Below are 21,057 nucleotides of genomic sequence, written 5' to 3'. Positions count from 1 at the left end.
CTGGCAGAATGGATACAGTGGTCACTTACTAATGTATAGCAGTTGCGATAGAACTTCGTTATAATGGACATGATGTCTCATGAGAAGGAGAGTTGGACATGACAACAACGAAAAAGCTTGGCAACGTCAAGCTGTCTATATTAGATCTTGCGCCGATTGTGGAAGGCTCGACGGCCTCGGACGCCCTGCGCAACAGTCTCGACCTGGCCCAGCATGCGGAAAAATGGGGCTATACCCGCTATTGGGTAGCCGAGCATCATAGCATGCCGGGAATCGCAAGCTCGGCTACTTCATTAGTAATCGGCCATATTGCGGGCGGTACATCGACCATTCGCGTCGGCTCCGGCGGCATCATGCTGCCTAACCATGCGCCGCTTGTGATCGCGGAGCAATTCGGCACGCTTGAATCGTTGTATCCCGGCCGTATTGATCTTGGCCTTGGCCGAGCGCCGGGCAGCGACCGCCAGACGATGATGGCGCTGCGCCGCGATTTGTACGGCGGGGAGAATTTCCCGGCGATGCTGGAAGAGCTTCGCGGCTTCTTCCGCGGACCGGAATCGGAGAAAGCGGTACGCGCGGTGCCGGGCGAAGGCCTGAATGTGCCGATCTGGCTGCTTGGCTCCAGCGATTTCAGCGCGAGGCTGGCTGGTGAGCTGGGCTTGCCATTTGGCTTCGCGAGCCATTTCTCGCCGGACTTTACGCTGCCGGCGCTTGATATTTACCGCAGCAGCTTCAAGCCGTCGGCTTATCTGGATAAGCCGTATGCGATGGTTGGCGTAAACGCCATCGCAGCCGATACGGACGAGCACGCGGAATGGCTTGGCACAACGCTGGAACAGCAGTTCCTCAATCTGATCCGAGGCGGCGTGCCAAGAAAGATTCAGCCGCCGGCCGATCTCGAAGGCTTCGCGAATCCGTATGAGCTGACGGCCGTGCGCAACCAGCTTCGTACGGCGATCAAAGGCAGTCCGCAGACGGTTGAAGCAAAGCTGAATGCGTTCATCGAGCAGACGGATGCGGATGAAGTGATCATCAACTGCGCGATCTACGATCATCAGGAGCGGTTGAAGTCCTATGAGCTGATTGCCCAGCTCGGATTAAGCGGCAGCAAGGAATAAGCGGTAGCGGTGGAGCAGCCTTCGGGCTGCTCTTTTTCGTTTGTAGAGATTAGCTTAACGATACGCGGTATCGTTAAGGCGGGCGAAGAGGGCTGGGCAGGTGAGCTTAAAGATTCGGCACATCGTTAAGGAGCGGGAGAATGGGTGAAACAGGCCCAAAATGGGCTACACGCGTGAGCTTAACGATACGCGGCATCGTTAAGGCGGGCGAAGAGGGCGAGGAGGGTGAGCTTAACGATGCGGCACATCGTTAGGGAGCGGGAATATGCGTGAAACCGGCCCAAAATGGGCTGCAGGCGGAAAGCTTAACGATACGCGGCATCGTTAAGGCGGGCGAAAAGGGTGATGCTGGTGAGCTTAACGATGCAGCACACGCATTTGTTAAGAAGCGGGAGAACGCGTGAAACTGGCCCAAAATGGGCTACAGGCGGTAGCTTAACGATACGCGGCATCGTTAAGATGCGGGAAGTGGGAAGGGGCAGATATGTGTCGGTGGCGATGGATGAATGAAGTACAGTCTACCCAACAAAAAAACCGTAGCAGGCTGGCCTGCTACGGTTTTCTCTTATCGTCTTAGCGGAGGTTTGGAATATCAACTTCCGGATTCGTGTCTGCTTCGTAGTCGATACCGTCGGTTTCGAAGCCGAACAGCTGGAAGAACTCGCGGCGATAGCCTTCAAGATCGGACAGCTCGTAAACATTTTCCGTGGTAATTTCGCTCCACAGCTTGTCTACCGCAGCTTGGACGTCTTCGCGCATTTCCCAGTCATCCATGCGGATGAGGCCTTTTTCGTCAACCGGCGTAGGGCCGTCTACATACAGGCGGGTAGCGAACATGCGGTACATTTGCTCGATGCAGCCCTCATGAATGCCTTTTTCCTTCATTACTTTGAAGAGCGCCGAGATGTACAGCGGCACGACAGGAATCGCGGAGCTGGACTGCGTAACCAGCGCTTTGGCAACCGCAACATAAGCGCGTCCGCCAGTGGAGGACAATTGCTCGGTGAGGTTATGCGCCGTAGCCTCCAGATCGTTTTTCGCGCGGCCGATTGTGCCGTCACGGTAAACCGCATGCGTAATTTCCGGACCGATGTACGAGTAAGCAATCGTAGTAGCGCCTTCTGCAAGCACGCCGGCTGCTTGGAGCTCGTCGATCCACATTTGCCAGTCTTCGCCGCCCATGACGGTAATCGTCTGGCTGATTTCTTCTTCCGTAGCCGGCTCAATCGTAGCTTCGGACACAACGCCGTTATGGAAGTTAACGGTTTTGTTCGAATAGGATTGACCAATCGGCTTGATCACCGAGTTGAACACTTCGCCTGTCTTCGGATGAACGCGGCGAGGTGCGGCAACGCTGTAGACGACGAGATCAACCGAGCCAAGCTCCGTGCGGATCAGATCGATCGTTCTAGCTTTGGTCTCGTCGGAGAATGCATCGCCGGTGAGGCTGAACGATTTCAGGCCGGATTCCGCAGCAGCCCTCTCGAAGGCAGCGGAGTTGTACCAGCCCGGCTTCGCCGTACGGTTGCCTTCCGCGCCTTTGCTCGTAAATACGCCAACGGTATTCGCGCCAGCGCCAAACGCCGCAACGATGCGGGAAGCAAGGCCGTATCCCGTAGATGCGCCGATAACAAGCACATTGCGCGGACCTTTCAATTTCGGTTGGGACTGTACGTATTCCACTTGGCGGTTCACTTGCTCCGCGCATCCAACCGGATGGGCGGTTGTGCAGATAAAGCCGCGGGATTTCGGTTTAATGATCATATGGTAAAATCCTTTCTTCATTAAAATCATAATTATAGGTTCAGTCCAATAAGACAAGCCATTTCTCATTTTACCGATTTTTAGCTCTAAAGGGAAGTTCACGCACAAAGGAAATCATAAAAAAACAGGGCTAAGCCCATTGAAACAGCGAATGCTGTTGGGTTAGCCCCTGTCGTGTAAGCATAGTGCGGCTTGCCTAATACCGGCGGGAGATTTGCTGCTCCGCCATCTGAATCAGGCGCTTGGTAATCGTCCCGCCGATAGAGCCCATATCGCGAGTCGTCATATGGCCGTAGTAGCCGTCAGCGGGAAGCTCTATGCCAAGCTCTTGCGCGATTTCGAACTTAAGCTGTTCAAGCGCGGCGCGGGCATTCGGAACTAATAATGATTTGCGGTTAGCCATGGATAGTGCCTCCTAAAAAACAGTCGAATTAGACGACCATTTATTACCGTTAATATGCGATATACAGCCAAGAATTATCCGTAAATTCACCCTTTTTTTACCTTAATGTCGGTTGAAACAAGCGCAATGACTGTAATCCGGTCAAGTTGCATAAACTGGATGTATTCCATACTGTAGGAGATGTGATACAGATGAAGGATTTGTTCGGAAGAGCCGTATCGTTTGGACTTGGATTTGCGGTGACAAGCAAGGAGCAAGTAGAGAAGCTGGCGGAGGAATGGGTGCGAAAAGGCGAAATTACCAAAGCGGAATCGTCCGTCTATGTCGATGAGCTGCTCAAGAAAGGCGAAGAAACACGCAATAAAATTGAAGAAATGATTCGCGAACGCGTACAATCCATCATTGGCGAGAAATACGTAACCAGAGAGCAATACGAGCAGCTGGAGCAGCGTGTGGCGGCGCTTGAGCATAAAGAAACCCCTGTGGACTGATCTGAGGCGGATGTATGAGCGTAAGATCGAAATTCCGTCATTTGCAGCGTTATCGGGAGATCGCTGTCGCTTTTGTCCGCAACGGCTTTGGGTATATCGCGAAGGATTTGGGACTGCCGGATACGGGACTGGCGCTGCGTGGCGGTGAAAGGCAGGGCATTCGCAAACGGGGAGTCGGAGAGCGGCTTCGCATGTTTCTGGAGGAGCTTGGTCCAACCTTCGTCAAGCTGGGTCAAATGGCAAGCATACGGCCTGACCTGATTCCTGCCGGCATTATTGCGGAGCTGGAGCAGCTGCAGGATCATGTTCAGCCTTTTTCGTATTTGGAAGCCGTACATATTATTGAAGACGAGCTGGGTTCGCCGCTTGAGCAATTATTTGCAGAGTTTAGCGAAGAGCCGCTGGCTTCCGCGTCAATCGGGCAGGTATACCGGGCCAAGCTGATAGACGGCACGGTGGTAGCGGTAAAAGTACAGCGGCCTTCTATACAAAAGGTCATCGAGACCGATCTCGATATCTTGTCGGAGCTGGCGCGGGTTGCGGAGCATCGTCTCGAATGGGCGCGCAGCTACCGGCTTCGCGACATGATCGACGAAATTGCCAGAGCGCTTCGCGCCGAGCTTGATTACGGGCTGGAAGCACGCAATGCGGAGCGGTTCGCCGCCCAGAGCAGCAGGTTTGACGGCATCATCATTCCGGCGGTGTATTGGGAGTATACGAGCAAGCTTGTTCTGACGATGGATTACGTGGAAGGGATTAAACTGTCGGACCGCGAGCAACTCGAGCAGGGTGGCTATGACCATAAAAAGCTAGCGGAGCGGTATTCCAAAGCGATCTTTCACCAGGTGCTGGTGGACGGCTTTTTCCATGGGGATCCGCATCCGGGGAATGTGCTGGTTTTGCCTGACGGGAACCTGGCTTTTCTAGATTTCGGGATGGTCGGAAGGCTTACGCCGGACATGAAGCAGCATTTCGCCACCTTTGTAATCGGCCTGCGCAATCAAAGCACGAGTACGATTATCCGGGCAATTAACGGGATGGGCTTTATCCCCGATGCTACGGACAGGAAGGCGCTCCGGGCTGACGTGGACGAAATGAGGGACAAATATTACAAGGTTCCCCTTAGTCAGGTAAAGATCGGGGAGTCGGTCAATGAGCTGTTCGCGCTTGCTTTCCGCCATGGGATTCGAATTCCGTCCGAGCTTACCTTGCTGGGAAAAACGTTCCTCACCCTGGAAGGCGTAGTGACGGCGCTTGACCCGGATTTCAGCGTGTTTGACGTCGCCGAGCCGTTTGGCCGGAAGCTGGTGATCGAGAAGCTGGACCCGCGTCGGCTCGCGCGCAAATGGGTGGATGACATCCCGGATTATCTGGAGCTGCTCTCGGATGTTCCGCTCAGTTTGAGGAGCGTGCTTAATATGATGCGAAGGGGAAGGCTAGGGCTGGATCTTGCCATTCCCGAATTAAATGCCGTGCTGAAAAAGCTGGATCAGATCAGCAACCGGTTAAGCCTCAGCATTGTGCTGCTGTCGTTCAGCATTATTATGGTTGGCCTTATTATAGGCTCGTCAATGGGGCATCAGAGCACGCTGCTGTGGAATATACCGGCGATTGAGATCGGGTTCGGGATTGCTTCGATTCTGTTTGTGTGGTTAATTGTTGCTATCATACGAAGCAGATAGTTATTTGTTTGATTAGGAATAACGGAATGTATCTCCTTCCGGCCGCTGTTGCCAGTATTTTACCTTTAACAATATTTAAAGGTGGTAAAATACATGACAAAGGCGAACGCTACGCTCCTCCAGGAGATACATTGCCTCTATTCTTTATCAATTATTTTTTTGGGGAACAGGTAAAGGAGCAGGGGGATTCCCTGCTCCTTTTTTTTATGACTTATAATCTTCTGCGGTTGAAATATTTGATGAACAGACACGACAGGAGCAAGACAAGGATTGCAATACCGGCCGTAATGCCTTCTTTAGAGTTATCCTGCTTAGGCTGGTTGCCCATACCCATGCCCATTCCGGGGAAACCTCCGCCGCCCATGCCGCCGCCTTGGAAGCCATCCGGTGGCTGACCCATACCTCCGCCCTGGAAATCTCCCGGCGGGGCTCCCATATCGCCGCCAGGGAATCCCATGCCGTCGCCGCCTTGGAACCCGTCCGGCGGCACGCCCATATTGCCGCCTTGCGGCGCATCGGCGCCATTCGCGCCTTGCGCGGCAGCCGGTACCGCGTCTTGCTTGCTGTCCGCAGCGCCATTGGTGCTCTGCTGTGCAGCGGCACCTTGCTGCGCCGCATTACCGCCCGCGCCTTGAACTGCAGCGACGCCTTGCTGCCTTCCGACTGCATCAGCGGCATTTTGCTGGCGGTTGCCGCCGCCGCGCATGCCACCGCCACCGCCAAAGCCGCCACCGCTGCCAGAGCCGTCGCCCGAAGAGGGGATCGTGCCGTCGAGCTGCTGCGAGATATTGCTGATCGTGCTTGCATTGGTCGAGACCAACGATTTGACTCCCGCCTCATACTCCTCGTACGTGTAGAACGAGGAAGGATCCGCTTTGACATACGAGGCGATCATCGTGTTAAGCTCATTTACTCTTGCCTGGAATTGCGTGTCTGACAAGTAACCGTCTACGATCTTTTGAAGCATCTCATGGTACTTCTCTTTGTACTCGTCCACGGCGAGCAGCTTCGCGATTAGCGGCCGATCAGCTACCGCGCTTTGCGTAGGCTCGTCGATTAAGAGACTGCTTGAACCTCCGCCGCCGCCCATCATTCCCATGCCGCCAAAGGCCATATTGTAATCCCATGGCAGAATCGAGAAGACGCCGTCATCCTCATACAGATAATAATTCTGCTTGTTGCCGCCCAAGTAGCTGTCCATATTCATGGTAGCAGCGTTTAAGGCGATATAGCCTAAGGCATCATCGACATTGATGTATTTCTCCAGATCGGTGCCGCTGTTGAGCTCTTTGAGCATATCAATCAGAATGTCGTTATTGGATGATTTGGATTTTTGCGCAAGACCCGGGTAAGAATCAAGCTTGTCGTCAATCCAGAGCAGATCGCTGCCCGTACCCATAATGCCTTTATACAAAGCGCCATAAGAGTTGCCGAAATTGCGGTTCAGGTATTCGTCCCGGACTTGTTCAACCGCCAAGTAGAAGCCCCATAGCTTGTCATTGACATAGACGTTAACGAACGAAAACTTCGGAGTCGGCAAGCCCATCTGTTCCGCCAGCTCATAGGTCAGAAATTCGCGCATATAGGAAGCATCGCTGTAATTATTGTTCAGGTTGATTTTGCTGATGCCGCCAAGCGTCTGGTTCACGTATTCGTCAAAAGAGATCTTGAAGCTGTACCTGTCGGAATCGGCCATCTGCACAACGCTGCGCAGGCTTAGATTACCCTTGGCGCGAATGCCGACATTATCGAAATGCTCTCCGTTATAATCGACGGACGCCGCGTGATATTCCTCGGCGCTGGCATTATCGATAATGTCCTGAAACTGATCTTCATCGATCGTAATTTTCACGTCGACGACTTTGTCCTTCGGAAATACGGTTTCGTCTAAAAACTGCTCCTCCTTGGAGGCGGCTTTGTTCTCAGCACTTTCTCCCTCATTGTTAGCTGCCGGCTTGGAGCCGCATCCTGTTAATCCGATGATCAGAATGATGGAGAAGAGCGTCAGCATAAACTTCGCTTTCATCTTAAGCACCATCCTGTCTTTTACGATACGTAATCTCCGTTGTAACTGATCAGAACGGCATTGCGAACGCCGGCAATCTGCGACAGCTCGTTTACAAAACGTCCTTCCTGATCGTTCAGACGGACTTCCAGCGTAATTTCGATATTTCCTGCGGATACGGTTTTTTGCTTCACGTTATAGCGTTTAACCAGCTTGCCGACTTGTTGCTGAACGGCTTTTTCGCTCTCGTCATTCGCGCATTGAACAACCAGAAGGTACGGATTTTCCACCTTGCCGCCTTTTACGAACAGGAAGAGGACAAGCCCGATAACAACAGAGCCAACAACGGCAAGAGTGAAGAAGCCTGCGCCGGTTACGATACCGGCAGCTGCCGCCCAGAACAGGAAGATCAGGTCGGTCGGGTCTTTGATTGGCGTACGGAAACGAACGATCGAGAGCGCGCCGACCATACCGAGGGACAGGACGAGGTTCGAGTTGACCGCCAGAATAACGACGGACGTAATGATGGTCATCCCGATCAGGGAGACGTTAAAGCTCTTGGAGTATAACACCCCGCTGAAGATTCTCTTGTAAAGCGTGTAAATAAACAGACCGATTAAGAAAGAGATAGCGAGCGTGATCAGCATTTTCGAAATATCGATGCTCGAATTGAAATTGTCGAGGACCGAGCTTTTGAAAAGGTCGGAAAACGTGTTGGTCGTATCGGTTGCGTTAGTTGTTGTATCCATTGGTTTAATAATCCTCCCACGAGTTATATTTCAGAAATTTACGGCAGATGACGTACTTGGACGCCGATTGGCGGTTCAGGCCTTCAAGCTGTAGCGCAGTCTGAATGTAGCCCGGGATGTACTCATCGAATTTCACTTCCAGAATGATGAGATCTTCATCAATCGCTTTGACGGGCGCCAGCTCGGGATCAAAAATATCGACCGCATGCAGCCCGGTCCGCAGGTCCTTATCGAATGTAATCCGTACGTTGCCGTTATGGCAGACATAAGGCTCGCGCACATAATCGACGATGACCTTCGGACGAAGCAGATTGTCGTGCATTTCATTGTAGATCTCCGTAAACAGCGGCTTGTCCGGCACGTTTAGAACCTCGTAATCGCCTGCCATAATGCGGTTGTACATCTCTCTGGTAAGCGGCTCCTTCAACTTGGCGATGTAGTCCATCCGTTTAAGCTTTTTTTCGAAATGAATGACTTTGTCCTGGCCGTTGTAGATGCGGATCCGGTACTTTTTTCTGTCCCGGAAGCCGCCCAGCTTGTCGTTTAAGGCGGTATTGCTAAAATCGTCGAAATACAAGCTTCGGATATGGTATTCACCGGTTGAACCCGCATGCTCATCGGGCTGCATCAGATTCCTCAACCGTTGGCGGATCGTGAAATATTGCAGATGATTGATGAAAAATTTCAGCTCATTCCTGAATTTGATTTTGCTCATTATTACACCTCATTTCACTGTCACGTTTGCTTTCGTTTACATTCTCTTAACAAAACTAATTGTATAGGCTGAGTCTGATGCTAATCTTAACGCTGGCTGAAAGAATGCTGAATGTCTTCCTGCGCATGGCAAAAAGGCTATCCCGCCATTTGGTATGACGGGATAGCCTTTCTCATGGATAAAGCGGCAGTCTGATCCGGAACGTGCTGCCCGAGCCTTCTATACTGTCCACGTGTATGGTGCCGTGATGCTGTGCGACAAGGGACTGGGTAATGGCAAGGCCAAGACCAGTACCCCCGCTTTTGCGCGTTCGCGAGGATTCGCTTCTGTAGAATCGTTCGAATAGATGGGGCAGATGCTCCGCCGCTATACCGGAGCCATTATCGGACACGGCAATAACCGCTTCAGATGCTTCCGTGTATAGTTTAAGGGACAAGCTGCCGGCATCCGGATCGGTATGCTGAACGGCATTCAGGAACAGATTCAGCACCGCTTGCTTAAGCTGATCGGGATGCCCGGACACCTGAATGCCCGAATTGATGTGCAGGCTAACGCTGCGAGTGCCACCTAGTAAGAGAAGCTGGGGCTCCATTTCCTGCAGAAGCTTGTCCAGCCGGATCTCGATCCGTTCGGGCGATGGGGCTTGATCAAGCTTGGCAAGCAGGAGCAAATCCTCGACCAGCTTGTTGATCCGTTTGGATTCCAGCTGCATGCTGGTTAAGGCGGAACGAAGCTGATCCGGGTTGGAAGCGGCCCCGCGCAGCAAAACTTCGATAAAGCCATGAATAGACGTAAGCGGTGTGCGCAGCTCATGCGACGCGTCCGCGATAAACCGTCTCATTCGTTCCGTTGTCTGCCGTTCGGCTTCAAAGGAAAGGTCCAGACGCTCCAGCATCCCGTTAAAGGCAACGGCAAGCTGGTCGATTTCCTGCTGTCCTTGATTGACGGGCAGTCTTTCGTTCAAATTTGCGGCATCCGTCTGACTGACCTTTTGCACGACGCTCGACAACGGGCCAAGCGTGCGGCGCAGCAGGGGAATATAGAGCCATAAGCCGGCAGCCAGCGCAAGCACGGACAATCCGATAAAGATCGCAAGTTGAGTCATCAGTATTTGATTCAGAGAAGCGGTATCCGTTCCGGCCTGGATGATGCCGTCGGGATGTCCGGGAGGCCCCGTAACATGAAAGACGACCAGCTGCTCCGTACCTTTTTTGTCCGTCAAGATCCGGTAAGCGCCACGCTGATTAGGCTGTTTAAGCAGCTCTTTATATTGCCCGGCCGATAATTGAGGCGCGTTAAGCTCCTCATCGCGCGACAGATCGGTAAATTCGCCTTCAAGATTAATGGAGGCCAGGGACAAGCCGGGCTGATAATAAAACGGGGCCGGGATCGGCAGCTGCATGGGCGGCAAGCTGCCGGGGAGACTGCCGCCGCCGAACGGCTTGCCTCCAAACCAATCATGGGGAAGCGAGATTAGTTGGGCCTCCAGCGCTTCGGCTTTATTTTTATATTGAAAATCCTTCATCAAAACATACTGCAAAATTCCGATCATAAGCAGCAGAGCCGCCATGACGAACAGAGAGCGCTGAAGAAGCTGAAATCGGAGGGAGCGGGGGGCTAAGAGCGAGCGTCTCATGACAGATCCATCCTGTAACCGACGCCCCGCAGCGTACGGATAAGCCGGTGCTCCTTGTCGCCAAGCTTGTCCCGCAGGGAGCGGATGTACACCTCGACGATATTGTCTTCCCCGCCAAACCGGTAGCCCCATACGCTGTCCAATATTTGCGCTTTGCTGAGTACAATGCCGTTGTTCAGCACGATATATTTCAACAGCTCATATTCGGTGGGTGAGAGCTCCAGGGTCTTATCCTGGTAGATCAGTTCCTTCTTGAGGTCGTTCACGCGGAAGGGGCCGTAAGTCGCCTCGCCCAGCAGGCTTGGGAACTGGTTGCGGAGCCGGGCTTTGATCCGGGCGAGCAGTTCTTCGAAGCTGAAGGGCTTCACGACATAATCATCCGCGCCAAGCGTTAAGCCCTTCACCCGGTCTTCGATCTCATCCTTCGCGGTAAGCATAATGACCGCAACGTTCGCTCCGGTGTCTTTGACCGCTTGGCAAACTTCAAACCCGTTCAGCTCCGGCATCATGACATCGAGAATAAGGACATGGGGCTGAAACTCCTTGGCCAGCTGCAAGGCGGCTGCTCCGTCCTCGGCGGTACGGATGTCAAACCCTTCGTTCAGAAGACCCAGCTCAAGAAACTGTATAATATGCGGCTCATCGTCAGCCAGCAATAATCGGATTCCGTTCATAAATGCGTTGCTCCCCGTTATCATGTTCAAAATTTGTTGTCTACTTATTATCGTCGTTTTTAGCAGGAATTTCATTAACCGCAAATAAAAAAAGCTGCCGACCCTATAAGGGAAGGCAGCTTGCGCGTTAGATGGACAGCTTCTGGCCGGGCTCGAGGAGCTGGCCTTTTAATCCTTTTGCTTCCAAAGCCTGAACGAAGGCTTCCGCATCCTGGCGGATAACCGGGAAGGAATTGTAGTGAACCGGGATCGTCACCTTGGCGCCGAACCATTCGGCCGCTTGGAGAGCATCCTCGGGGCCCATCGTGAAGTGGTCGCCGATCGGGATGAGAGCAACGTCAATGTTATGACGGTCTCCGATCATTTTCATATCGCCATACAGAGCAGTGTCGCCGGCATGGAGAATCGTCTTGCCGTCCACCGTAATAATGTAGCCGCCCGGCATGCCTCCGTATATAATGCGCTGCTCTTCCGCGATGGTAATGCCCGAGCTGTGGAACGCTTGAATCATTTTCGCTTTGGCAAAGCCAAGATCAACGGTTCCGCCTATGTTCATGCCAATCGTCTCAACGCCTTTCCAGGACATGTAGGTAGCAAGCTCGACGTTCGCGACAACCGGAGCATTGTTCGCCCGGGCGATAGGCTCCGCATCCAGGATATGATCTATATGGGCATGCGTGAGAAGGACCGAGTTGACCTTGATGTCTTCGGGCTTCGTTACAGCCAGTTCGTTTCCTCTCAGGAAAGGATCGATTACAAGCGAGTTATCGCCGGAAGTAATCTGGACACAGGAATGTCCGTGAAAAATAATATCAGTCATTGTAGCAGCTCCTTAACGGTTGTTTTGTTGGACAAGTCTCGTGGTAAGTTTAATGCGTACGCTGGACGGATCCGTGACGAAAGCGGCGCCGTCCTGCTGTTCAACGGAAATGCCTGCGGCAAGGAGCCGTTCAAGGGCCGATGAGAGTTCGCCGGAATCCGGATAGACGATCGTAAAATAGTCTAGCCCGGTTGATCGGGAAGAGGGAGCGGGAGCTCCGATGCCAGCCCATACATTAAGTCCGATATGGTGATGGTAGCCTCCGGCCGATACGAATAATGCACGCATCTGGGTATAATCGCCGACAATATCGAAGCCTAGCAGACCGTTGTAGAACGCTCTTGATTCCGGAATGCCCACCGTATGAAGATGGACGTGGCCCATGATGGTTTCAGGCGGCAGACCTGTCGTTATATCTTCTTCGCCGGCTTCCTGCAATAGACCTTCCCAGTCGATCGGATCGGTTGCCATAACGTAATCGCCGTTAACGTCGCGCTTCCATTCGGATCTTGGACGATCGGCATAAATCTCGATTCCGTTATGGTCGGGATCGGATAAGTATAACGCTTCGCTGACCAAGTGATCGGCCTGGCCAAGCGGGATGCGGTGAGCGATCAGCCGCTTAAGAACGATGCCAAGCTCCTTGCGGCTGGGAAGCAGCAGGGCATAGTGGTACAGCCCGGTTGTTCCTCTGCGCTCTGGCGCTACAATAGCGTCCGGTATTTGCTCAAGCAGAATGAGAGCTGTCTTGCCATCAGCGGCTAATGCGGCAGTCGTGCTCGTCTGCTCCAGAATCCGGAGGCCGATAACCTCGGTGTAGAAGCTGAGAGATTGCGCGAGATTGCTGATCTTGAGCTTTACAGCGCCAAGAACGGTATCTGGATGGATGCTTGCGGACATGATGTAGCCCTCCTTCGCTTAGTTACTTTTTGTAAATTAATATAAATAATATATTTAGTGTTGTCAAGTTATGGGATTGTGAAAACCGGGGAAAAGGCGTGGAGTAAGGTTGCGGAAATCGCTTATGTACTTGTGTTAGTGTGGAATAAAAATGCGAATAAGATACGCGGTTGTACCCGGATGGAGGCAGATAACGAAATAAGAGGAAATTATCGTGTTGCAGCGGGGGTTGGATTAGCGGGAGTTTATAATCGGAGGTTTCGCCAACCTACGGCGCCAAAAATAAAAGCCCGCGCAATGGCGGGCTTGGCCGAACCTATTTATTTGATAAGACCGGCATGCACGAGACCGTTGCGGATGCCGCTGTCGCTTACATGCGTCGTAATGTAATTCGCGAACGGCTTCAGCTCTTCATGGGAGTTGCCCATCGCAATGCCAAGGCCAACAACCTCGAGCATTTCTTTGTCGTTCAGACCGTCGCCGAACGCAACGGCTTCTTCCGGAGCGATGTTGAGCAGCTTGAGCAACGCTTTAATCCCTTGCGCCTTGGAGCCGTCAACGGTAAGCACGTCCATCGCGGTGTCATGCCAGCGGATAAAGCGAAGTCCCGGATTAGCTTCTCCGTACAGATGCTCTTCGTCCGCGGTACAATGCAAGAAGATCTGGTAGACGTCTTCCTTCTGCCAGAAGTCCGGATCAAAGCCCGGCTGCGCAACGCGCAGCGATGCTACGGAATTAAACACATGCGGGTGGGATTCCGTATTTCGGTAGAACGAATCATGTCCTTCGAACACGAGAGTATGATTGTGGGCGGAAGCATGGCTGACCAGGGTTTCCACGTCTTCGCGCGGAATAGGGCGACGGTAGATGGCTTCTCCTTTGTATACGACGTACGCGCCATTCAGGCTGACATAAGAATCAATTCCAAGCTGCTCGGCAATCGGAGCGAAAAAGTAAGGCGCTCTGCCCGTTGCGATAACAGCAGGTACCCCGCTGGCCTGCAGGTCGCGAATCGCGTCGATCGTATCCTGCGGGATTTGTTTTTCTTCATCCAATAATGTGCCGTCGATGTCAAAGAAAGCGATTTTGTATGGCATAAGCTTACCTCTCCTATCCCTATTTGCGGTTTCATCTATATATTGACGTACTATAACACCGATTTCCGTGATTAGGCAAGCTTTATAGGCTGGAAGGCGGCGCAGAAGAGTGCGAACATTTTGAATGAATCGGTGTAAAGAAGTAGGAGTTGGACGCATTATGCGATATAATCAGATGGGTATCTATAATTGGGAAATAAGGAGAATGCACGCAATGGAAAAAACATTGATCTTCGGGCACAAAAATCCGGATACAGACACGATCTGCTCCGCGATTGCCTATGCCGAACTGAAATCGAAACTTGGTTTTAACGTTGAAGCCGTACGCCTTGGCGAAGTCAACGGCGAAACGCAATATGCTCTGGACTACTTCAAGACGGAAGCTCCGCGTTTTGTCGAGACTGTAGCAGGCGAAGTAAACAACGTTATTCTGGTTGACCATAACGAGCGCCAGCAAAGCGTTTCCGATATTGATCAAGTTCGCGTCGTTGAAGTTATCGACCACCACCGCATCGCTAACTTCGAAACTGCGGCTCCTCTGTACTTCCGTGCCGAGCCTGTAGGCTGCACGGCTACAATCCTGAACAAGCTGTACAAAGAAAACGGCGTTGCCATCAGCAAAGAGGCCGCTGGACTGATGCTGTCCGCTATTATCTCTGACTCCCTTCTGTTCAAATCGCCTACATGCACGGAGCAAGACGTAGCGGCAGCTCGCGAGCTGGCTGAAATCGCCGGCGTTGACGCTGAAGTTTACGGTCTGGAAATGCTGAAAGCCGGCGCGGATCTCCGCGACAAAACAATCGGGCAGCTTCTGTCGCTGGACGCGAAAGAATTCTCGATGGGCAGCGCAAAAGTAGAAATCGCTCAAGTTAACGCGGTTGACACAAACGACGTTCTGGTTCGCCAAGCGGATCTGGAAGCGGCAATCAACGAAACCATCGCGAAAAAAGGTCTTGATCTGTTCGTATTCGTCGTTACCGACATCCTGAACAGCGATTCCATCGCTCTTACTCTGGGTGCGAAAGCTAACGCTGTCGAACAAGCTTACAACGTTACTCTGGAAGGCAACAAGGCGCTTCTGAAAGGCGTTGTGTCACGCAAATCGCAGATCGTTCCCGTACTGACCGAAACATTAAGCAAATAATACGCTATATAATAGAAGAAAGAGGTTGTTCCCCGGGGAACAACCTCTTTCTTATTGCCGCAGCTGCACTTACTTCAGCCTCAGCACCATATCTTCTTCATCCCAATACTGGCCTTGCGATTTCATGGCATTCCGTTCAATGCCAAATACCTCGAATCCGCAGCTGGCATACAGCGCTTTTGCCGCAGCATTTTCCGAAATAACGGTTAAATTAATCTGTTCGAGTCCATCCATTGTCGAGGCTTTACGGATTAGCTCCGTAACCAGCCGCTTGCCAGTTCCTTGACCGCGCGCCTCCGGAGCGACATACATCGCGTAGATATTCCCTTTGTGGAATAGTTTCGGTTTACTTTCTCTCACGAATGTAACCATGCCAACCAGCTTGCCTGCAAGAAACGCTCCTAACGTGAACCGCCCTTCATCCGGCTTCAGCCCACCTGCGATCTCGGCAAGCGATCTTACGACCTGGATCTCGTAGGTGGTAAGGAACGCTTCGGGACTTTCAAGCAGGGATTGCAGACGAAGCTCATGGTAAGCTTGTGCATCGGCTTCGGTCAAAATCCTAATTTCCACAGTGTCACCTCCATTACGGATTGAAATTCCATAGGAGAGGGAAGCTTTCCTTCCTGTAATAAAAAAATGGCTGAGCTTGTTGGCTCAACCATTGTGCAAGTTAGAATTTAGTTAACGACACGGCGTGCAGTTACGTATTTGCCGGACCAGTAGGAGCTGGACATGTCGGATACGGTAACGCCTTGGCTAGTGGAGCTGTGAAGAATTTTTTTCGATCCGGCATAGATGGCCACGTGGCTGATGCTGATGCCGTTCGTACGGAAGAATACAAGATCACCCGTGCTCAGTTCCGTTTTTGGCACTTTTTTTCCGACAGTCGCTTGCTCCGCTGCTGTGCGAGGCAGGTTAACATCAAGGCCGGCGAACATGAATTTCGTAAAGGACGAGCAGTCAAAAGCATATGTAATTCCGACTGGGGCACCGTATTTGTAAGGTACGCCTAAGTAATTTTTACCTTCGCTGATCAAGGCCAGCGTTTTTTCCGTTGCAGCGTTTGCGTGATTCGTTGTAGTGGCAAGAGTGAAAGCTGATGCAGCAATGGTTGCAACCAGGCTAAATGTCATTATTTTTTTGAGGGATTTAAATGTGTTTTTCATGGTAGTATGGTTTCCTTTCGTTTGGAAGTTCATTCGAATACAGATTCCATCTTTCGCTGAAATTACTATAACATATCCGAAACAGCACAAAATTTTACAATTAGAGCGAAAGATCAATGAATTGTAAAGAAAGAGATCTTTATGAGAAATAAATGAGAATCTCTTTAGAAACGCTCTCAGAAAAGTCTCCTCATAAAAAGTCGCTTCTAATTGACGAGTAATAGGGGAGTGAAATATAATTAGGTAGCCTATTATTAATAGTACTAAAATAATTAGTGGCTTACATATTTAAAGGGTGAGGTGATCAAATGGCCGGCGGTGGAGAAGAGACCGCAGCACGAAGACTAATTGAAGTATTTATGCTGTTCAACAAGATGAACTGGAACCATCAGCCGATGGATCTGAAGCAGAAGCATAGCGAGCTGCGGCTTTTAGTCGTAATCAAGCGTATGGGCAATGGGGAAGATGAAGGGGTCAAAGTATCCGATTTGAGCAAGTTTCTGAAGGTGACGTCACCAACCGTCACGCAGCTGCTTAACCGGCTCGAAGAGATGGAGCTTATAGTCCGCAAAGAGGATCCGAGAGACAGAAGAGCGGTCCGCGTGTCCTTGACCGAAGAAGGCGAATTAACCGCCAAAAAGGCGCTGCAAGGCTTTATGCAGCGGATGAACGGTCTTGTTGATTTTCTGGGCGACGATGACACGGAGCAATTAATTCGTCTGCTCCGGCAGACGACGACTTATTTCGAACAAATGAATCTGAACGATTCAAATGGAGATGATGTTAATAAATGTTGAAATTATTCCGCTATTTAAAGCCGTTTCGGTTTTTGGTGATTGGTGTTTTGGTCTTTGTCTTTTTGCAGACCTTGTCTGATTTATATTTGCCAACCTTGATGGCCGATATCGTGGATAAAGGCGTATCTGTAGGCGACAAGTCTTATATTTGGAAAATCGGCGGCTTCATGCTGCTGGTTGCGGCTGCGGGCGGGATCTGCTCCGTATTGGCCAGCTATTTCTCCTCGAAATCCGCAATGGGCTTTGGACGGGATGTCCGCAGTAAAGTGTTCAAGCATGTCGAGAACTTCTCGCTGCAGGAGTTCGACAAGATTGGCACAGCTTCGCTGATTACCCGCACAACAAACGATATTACGCAGGTACAGCAAGTGCTTATCATGATTTTGCGGATGATGATTACCGCGCCTATGATGTGTATCGGCGGCATTATTATGGCCATCTCGAAGGATGCCAAGCTGTCGCTTGTATTTGTAGTCGTTATACCGGTGCTGGCAGGCGCGATCTTCCTGGTCGTGCGTAAAGGGATTCCGCTGTTCAAAGCGATGCAGGTGAAGATCGATAAATTGAACCTGGTGCTGCGCGAAGGCCTTACGGGTATCCGCGTTATCCGTTCGTTTGACCGGATCAGCCATGAGAGTAAGAAATTCGATGCGGCGAACGCCGATCTGACCGATACGGCGGTGCGCGTAAACAAAATTATGGCGATTCTTATGCCGCTGATGATGCTGATCATGAACATTTCAACGATTGTCATTATCGCGATCGGCGGTATCCGAATTGATCACGGGAATATGCAAATCGGTTCCCTGATGGCTTTTATTCAATACGGCATGCAAATCATGTTCTCGCTTCTGATGATGTCGATGATGCTGATTATGATTCCGCGCGCGCAGGCATCGTCTGTCCGTATCAATGAAGTGCTCGAAATGATACCAACGCTGTCCGATAAAGAGGTAACGAAGAAAAACAGCGGCAAAGAAGGCTATTTGGAATTCCGCGGAGTGTCATTCAGCTATCCGGGCGCGGAACAGCCTGCGTTGTCGGATATTTCGTTCCAGGCTGGCCCTGGCGAAATCACCGCCATCATTGGCGGTACCGGTGCGGGTAAATCCACGCTCGTCAGCTTGATTCCGCGTTTCTATGATGTAGATGCGGGTCAGATTATGATTGACGGCATGGACGTCAGAGATATGAGCCAGGAGGATCTCCGCCATAAGATCGGCTTTGTTCCGCAAAAGGCGGTTCTCTTCACGGGGACGGTAGCGGAAAATATCCGTTACGGCCAGGAGGATGCAACAGATGAGGAAGTCGCTCATGCCGCTGCTATTGCGCAAGCTTCCGAGTTTATCGGCCGGATGGAGCAGGGTTACGATTCCATGATCGCGCAAGGCGGCAATAACGTGTCCGGCGGTCAGAAGCAGCGCTTGTCCATTGCGAGGGCATTGGTGAGAAGGCCGGAAATTTACGTGTTCGACGACAGCTTCTCGGCACTGGACTTCAAGACGGATGCCAAGCTTCGTGCGGCATTGAAGTCTGAGGTAGGCAACTCCACGGTTATGCTTGTCGCGCAGCGCGTAAGTACGGTTATGGATGCGGACCGGATTATCGTCCTTGATGAAGGACGTATTGCGGGGATCGGCAACCATAAGGAGCTTATGCAAACTTGCGAGGTCTACAAGGAAATCGTGTCGTCGCAGCTGTCAGAGGAGGAGATTGCATGAGCCAGCAAAAAGGAAACGGACGCCCTCCAGGCGGACCTGGCAGAGGCCCGGGCATGGGCGGTCCCGGCGGATTCGGGATGCCGGTGCAAAAGGCGAAAAACTTTAAAGGAACACTGTTCCGGTTAATGGCGTATCTGAAGCCGCATCAAACCAAGCTTCTGCTGGTGCTGCTTACCGCGATTTTGAGTACGGTATTCAGCATCGTAAGCCCGAAAATTATGGGTCATGCGATGACTAAGCTGGCCGAAGGCTTTTTTGGTAAACAAAATGGCGGGGCGGGAATCGATTTTGACGCGATTAATCAGATTCTGCTTATTCTCGTCGTTCTCTATATCATCAGCTCGGTGTTCAGCTATATCCAGCAGTATTTGATGGCGGGCGTAGCCCAGAATACCGTATACGATCTGCGCAAGCAGGTGAACGCGAAGTTCAACCGGCTGCCGCTGAAATATTTCGACTCCAAATCCAATGGCGAAATATTAAGCCGGGTCGTTAACGACGTGGACAATATCGCCAACACGCTGCAGCAAAGCTTAACGCAGCTGATTACATCCGTTATTACGCTGGTTGGTATTATCATTATGATGCTCACCATCAGCCCGCTGATGACGTTGATCGTCTTCCTGACGATTCCGATCAGCTTGCTAGCGACGGCTGTTATCGCTAAGCGTTCGCAGAAATATTTCGTGAAGCAGCAAGCGGAGCTTGGTAAATTAAACGGCCACGTGGAAGAGATGTATACCGGTCACAAGATCGTAAAAGCTTTTGGCCGCGAACGCGAATCCATGGAAAAGTTCGAGAAGATGAATGAGCAATTGTACGATGCCGGCTGGCGCGCCCAATTCATCTCCGGCATTATTATGCCGATCATGAGCTTTATCGGAAATATCGGTTACGTGTTTGTCAGCATCGTTGGCGGTATCCTTGTTACGAGACGCGCGATTGAAGTCGGGGATATCCTGGCCTTCATTCAGTACACCAGACAGTTCACTTGGCCAATCACGCAGCTGGCTACGATTTCGAACGTTATTCAGTCGACAATCGCATCAGCGGAACGCGTTTTTGAGCTTCTGGACGAGGAAGAGGAAGTACTGGAAGCAAATCCGGCGAAAACAATCACTCGTCCGAGCGGTTCCGTGCATTTTGACCATGTGAAATTCGGTTATACAGCGGATAAAACTCTAATCGATAACATGAACATCAATGTGCTGCCTGGTCAGACGGTGGCGATCGTAGGTCCAACAGGTGCCGGTAAAACAACTCTCGTAAACCTGCTTATGCGGTTCTATGAGCTGAATGACGGGAAAATTACGATTGACGGCGTCAATATTACGGATTTGAAGCGCAGCAATTTGCGCGGCATGTTCGGAATGGTGCTTCAGGACACCTGGCTTTTTAACGGCACCATTCGCGACAATATCGCGTATGGACGGGAAGGGGCGACGGAGGAGGATGTCGTTAACGCAGCGAAAGCGGCTCATGCCGATCATTTCATCCGGACGCTGCCGGACGGTTACGACACGATTCTGAACGAAGAGGCGTCCAATATCTCGCAAGGGCAAAAGCAACTGCTCACTATTGCCCGGGCAATTCTTGCGGATCCGTCTATTCTCATTCTCGACGAGGCGACCTCCAGCGTCGATACTCGTACAGAGGTCTACATCCAGAAGGCGATGGGCCATCTGATGGAAGGCCGCACAAGCTTCGTTATCGCGCACCGTCTGTCGACGATCCGCGATGCAGACCTGATTCTTGTCATGAACCAAGGCTCGATTATCGAGCAGGGTACGCATGAGGAGCTTCTGGAGCAGGGCGGATTCTATGCGGATTTGTATAATAGCCAGTTTACGGGGAAGGCGATTGAGGCTGTTTAGTTTTAAAGGCAAGGGATAGCAAAGCAAGGGATTACGGGTTTGTATCTCTTCCGGCCGCTGTTGCCATCGTGAAATTCTGAATCAACTCGTTTTCAACGAGATTTCACGAATGGCAAAGGCGAACGCTACGCTCCTCCAGAGATACAAACCCTCCATCCCCCTCCAACCTTAAACCATACAAGCCCACAATTAGTCTCCCCTTAATGGCTATTTGTGGGGAGGGCGGGAAAAAGAGAAAGCGCGTTAGCTGCGCTTTCTCTTTTTGTTTTTTCTAGATCAGAAGATGCGCAACAAATGT

20 protein-coding genes are annotated in these 21,057 nt (G+C 51.5%); 8 read left to right on the top strand and 12 right to left on the bottom strand.

From position 1 onward, the window contains the following. Positions 1–98 precede the first annotated feature (98 nt). Together CFI03_RS16345 and CFI03_RS31100 are read left to right on the top strand one after the other, a co-directional pair. Positions 99–1,118, top strand: coding sequence for an LLM class flavin-dependent oxidoreductase (locus tag CFI03_RS16345; RefSeq protein WP_248758038.1), 1,020 nt, complete (start codon positions 99–101; stop codon positions 1,116–1,118). 269 nt (positions 1,119–1,387) lie between these two features. Next, on the top strand, positions 1,388–1,522 hold the full coding sequence (locus CFI03_RS31100; protein WP_283094570.1) for a hypothetical protein: 135 nt from the start codon (positions 1,388–1,390) through the stop codon (positions 1,520–1,522). A gap of 169 nt (positions 1,523–1,691) precedes the next feature. On the opposite strand, the gene fabV is transcribed toward CFI03_RS31100, so the two are convergent. Then, entirely contained in the window at positions 1,692–2,882 is a 1,191-nt protein-coding gene (gene fabV, locus CFI03_RS16340) for an enoyl-ACP reductase FabV (RefSeq protein WP_248758037.1), read from the bottom strand. A gap of 196 nt (positions 2,883–3,078) precedes the next feature. After that, positions 3,079–3,285 carry an alpha/beta-type small acid-soluble spore protein gene (locus CFI03_RS16335; RefSeq protein ID WP_248758036.1) on the bottom strand — a complete coding sequence of 69 codons (207 nt, stop codon included), beginning with the start codon at positions 3,283–3,285 and terminating at the stop codon, positions 3,079–3,081. A 191-nt stretch (positions 3,286–3,476) separates the two neighbouring features. Between CFI03_RS16335 and CFI03_RS16330 the strand changes: the two genes are divergently transcribed. Further along, on the top strand, positions 3,477–3,776 hold the full coding sequence (locus CFI03_RS16330; RefSeq protein ID WP_127496966.1) for a phasin family protein: 300 nt from the start codon (positions 3,477–3,479) through the stop codon (positions 3,774–3,776). A gap of 14 nt (positions 3,777–3,790) precedes the next feature. Then, a complete protein-coding gene (locus CFI03_RS16325) occupies positions 3,791–5,458 on the top strand; it encodes an ABC1 kinase family protein (RefSeq protein ID WP_248758035.1) in 1,668 nt (555 codons plus the stop codon). A 211-nt stretch (positions 5,459–5,669) separates the two neighbouring features. Here the strand turns inward: CFI03_RS16325 and CFI03_RS16320 are convergent, their stop codons facing one another. The 8 genes from CFI03_RS16320 to CFI03_RS16285 form a co-directional block, all read right to left on the bottom strand. After that, complete coding sequence (locus CFI03_RS16320; protein ID WP_248758034.1) at positions 5,670–7,484, bottom strand: CotH kinase family protein; 1,815 nt, start codon at positions 7,482–7,484, stop codon at positions 5,670–5,672. Positions 7,485–7,504: 20 nt separating this feature from the next. After that, positions 7,505–8,212, bottom strand: a complete 708-nt coding sequence (locus CFI03_RS16315) for a DUF4956 domain-containing protein (RefSeq protein WP_127496963.1) — start codon at positions 8,210–8,212, stop codon at positions 7,505–7,507. 4 nt (positions 8,213–8,216) lie between these two features. Next, positions 8,217–8,927, bottom strand: coding sequence for a polyphosphate polymerase domain-containing protein (locus CFI03_RS16310; RefSeq protein ID WP_283094569.1), 711 nt, complete (start codon positions 8,925–8,927; stop codon positions 8,217–8,219). Positions 8,928–9,099: 172 nt separating this feature from the next. Beyond that, positions 9,100–10,563: a sensor histidine kinase gene (locus tag CFI03_RS16305; RefSeq protein WP_248758033.1), complete on the bottom strand. Its 1,464-nt coding sequence runs from the start codon at positions 10,561–10,563 to the stop codon at positions 9,100–9,102. Beyond that, positions 10,560–11,237, bottom strand: a complete 678-nt coding sequence (locus CFI03_RS16300) for a response regulator transcription factor (protein ID WP_248758032.1) — start codon at positions 11,235–11,237, stop codon at positions 10,560–10,562. The genes CFI03_RS16305 and CFI03_RS16300 overlap by 4 nt, the downstream gene beginning before the upstream one ends. A gap of 127 nt (positions 11,238–11,364) precedes the next feature. Continuing rightward, a complete protein-coding gene (locus tag CFI03_RS16295) occupies positions 11,365–12,057 on the bottom strand; it encodes a metal-dependent hydrolase (RefSeq protein WP_248758031.1) in 693 nt (230 codons plus the stop codon). Positions 12,058–12,069: 12 nt separating this feature from the next. Further along, the gene (locus CFI03_RS16290; RefSeq protein ID WP_248758030.1) at positions 12,070–12,957 is read right to left on the bottom strand and encodes a VOC family protein; all 888 of its coding nucleotides are present in this window, start codon (positions 12,955–12,957) and stop codon (positions 12,070–12,072) included. Positions 12,958–13,277: 320 nt separating this feature from the next. Continuing rightward, positions 13,278–14,054 (bottom strand): Cof-type HAD-IIB family hydrolase, encoded by a 777-nt coding sequence (locus CFI03_RS16285; RefSeq protein ID WP_201004909.1) that lies wholly within the window; start codon positions 14,052–14,054, stop codon positions 13,278–13,280. A 214-nt stretch (positions 14,055–14,268) separates the two neighbouring features. Between CFI03_RS16285 and CFI03_RS16280 the strand changes: the two genes are divergently transcribed. Beyond that, positions 14,269–15,198 (top strand): manganese-dependent inorganic pyrophosphatase, encoded by a 930-nt coding sequence (locus tag CFI03_RS16280; protein WP_127496956.1) that lies wholly within the window; start codon positions 14,269–14,271, stop codon positions 15,196–15,198. 69 nt (positions 15,199–15,267) lie between these two features. On the opposite strand, the gene CFI03_RS16275 is transcribed toward CFI03_RS16280, so the two are convergent. Both CFI03_RS16275 and CFI03_RS16270 read right to left on the bottom strand, forming a co-directional pair. After that, the gene (locus tag CFI03_RS16275; RefSeq protein ID WP_248758029.1) at positions 15,268–15,771 is read right to left on the bottom strand and encodes a GNAT family N-acetyltransferase; all 504 of its coding nucleotides are present in this window, start codon (positions 15,769–15,771) and stop codon (positions 15,268–15,270) included. 107 nt (positions 15,772–15,878) lie between these two features. Beyond that, the gene (locus tag CFI03_RS16270) at positions 15,879–16,367 is read right to left on the bottom strand and encodes a C40 family peptidase (protein ID WP_244935721.1); all 489 of its coding nucleotides are present in this window, start codon (positions 16,365–16,367) and stop codon (positions 15,879–15,881) included. A 308-nt stretch (positions 16,368–16,675) separates the two neighbouring features. On the opposite strand from CFI03_RS16270, the gene CFI03_RS16265 reads away from it, so the two are divergent. The 3 genes from CFI03_RS16265 to CFI03_RS16255 are packed head-to-tail and all read left to right on the top strand — an operon-like array spanning position 16,676 to position 20,759. Next, positions 16,676–17,164, top strand: coding sequence for a MarR family winged helix-turn-helix transcriptional regulator (locus tag CFI03_RS16265; protein WP_248758028.1), 489 nt, complete (start codon positions 16,676–16,678; stop codon positions 17,162–17,164). Then, positions 17,158–18,885, top strand: a complete 1,728-nt coding sequence (locus CFI03_RS16260; RefSeq protein WP_248758027.1) for an ABC transporter ATP-binding protein — start codon at positions 17,158–17,160, stop codon at positions 18,883–18,885. The genes CFI03_RS16265 and CFI03_RS16260 overlap by 7 nt, the downstream gene beginning before the upstream one ends. Further along, the gene (locus CFI03_RS16255) at positions 18,882–20,759 is read left to right on the top strand and encodes an ABC transporter ATP-binding protein (RefSeq protein WP_127496951.1); all 1,878 of its coding nucleotides are present in this window, start codon (positions 18,882–18,884) and stop codon (positions 20,757–20,759) included. The genes CFI03_RS16260 and CFI03_RS16255 overlap by 4 nt, the downstream gene beginning before the upstream one ends. The last annotated feature ends 298 nt before the right edge of the window (positions 20,760–21,057 follow it).

This window comes from Paenibacillus sp. ATY16 (assembly GCF_003399985.2).
Classification (GTDB): domain Bacteria; phylum Bacillota; class Bacilli; order Paenibacillales; family Paenibacillaceae; genus Pristimantibacillus; species Pristimantibacillus glycanilyticus.
The sequence above is the reverse complement of the archived record's forward strand: the minus strand, read 5'-3'. Positions and strand labels throughout refer to the sequence as shown.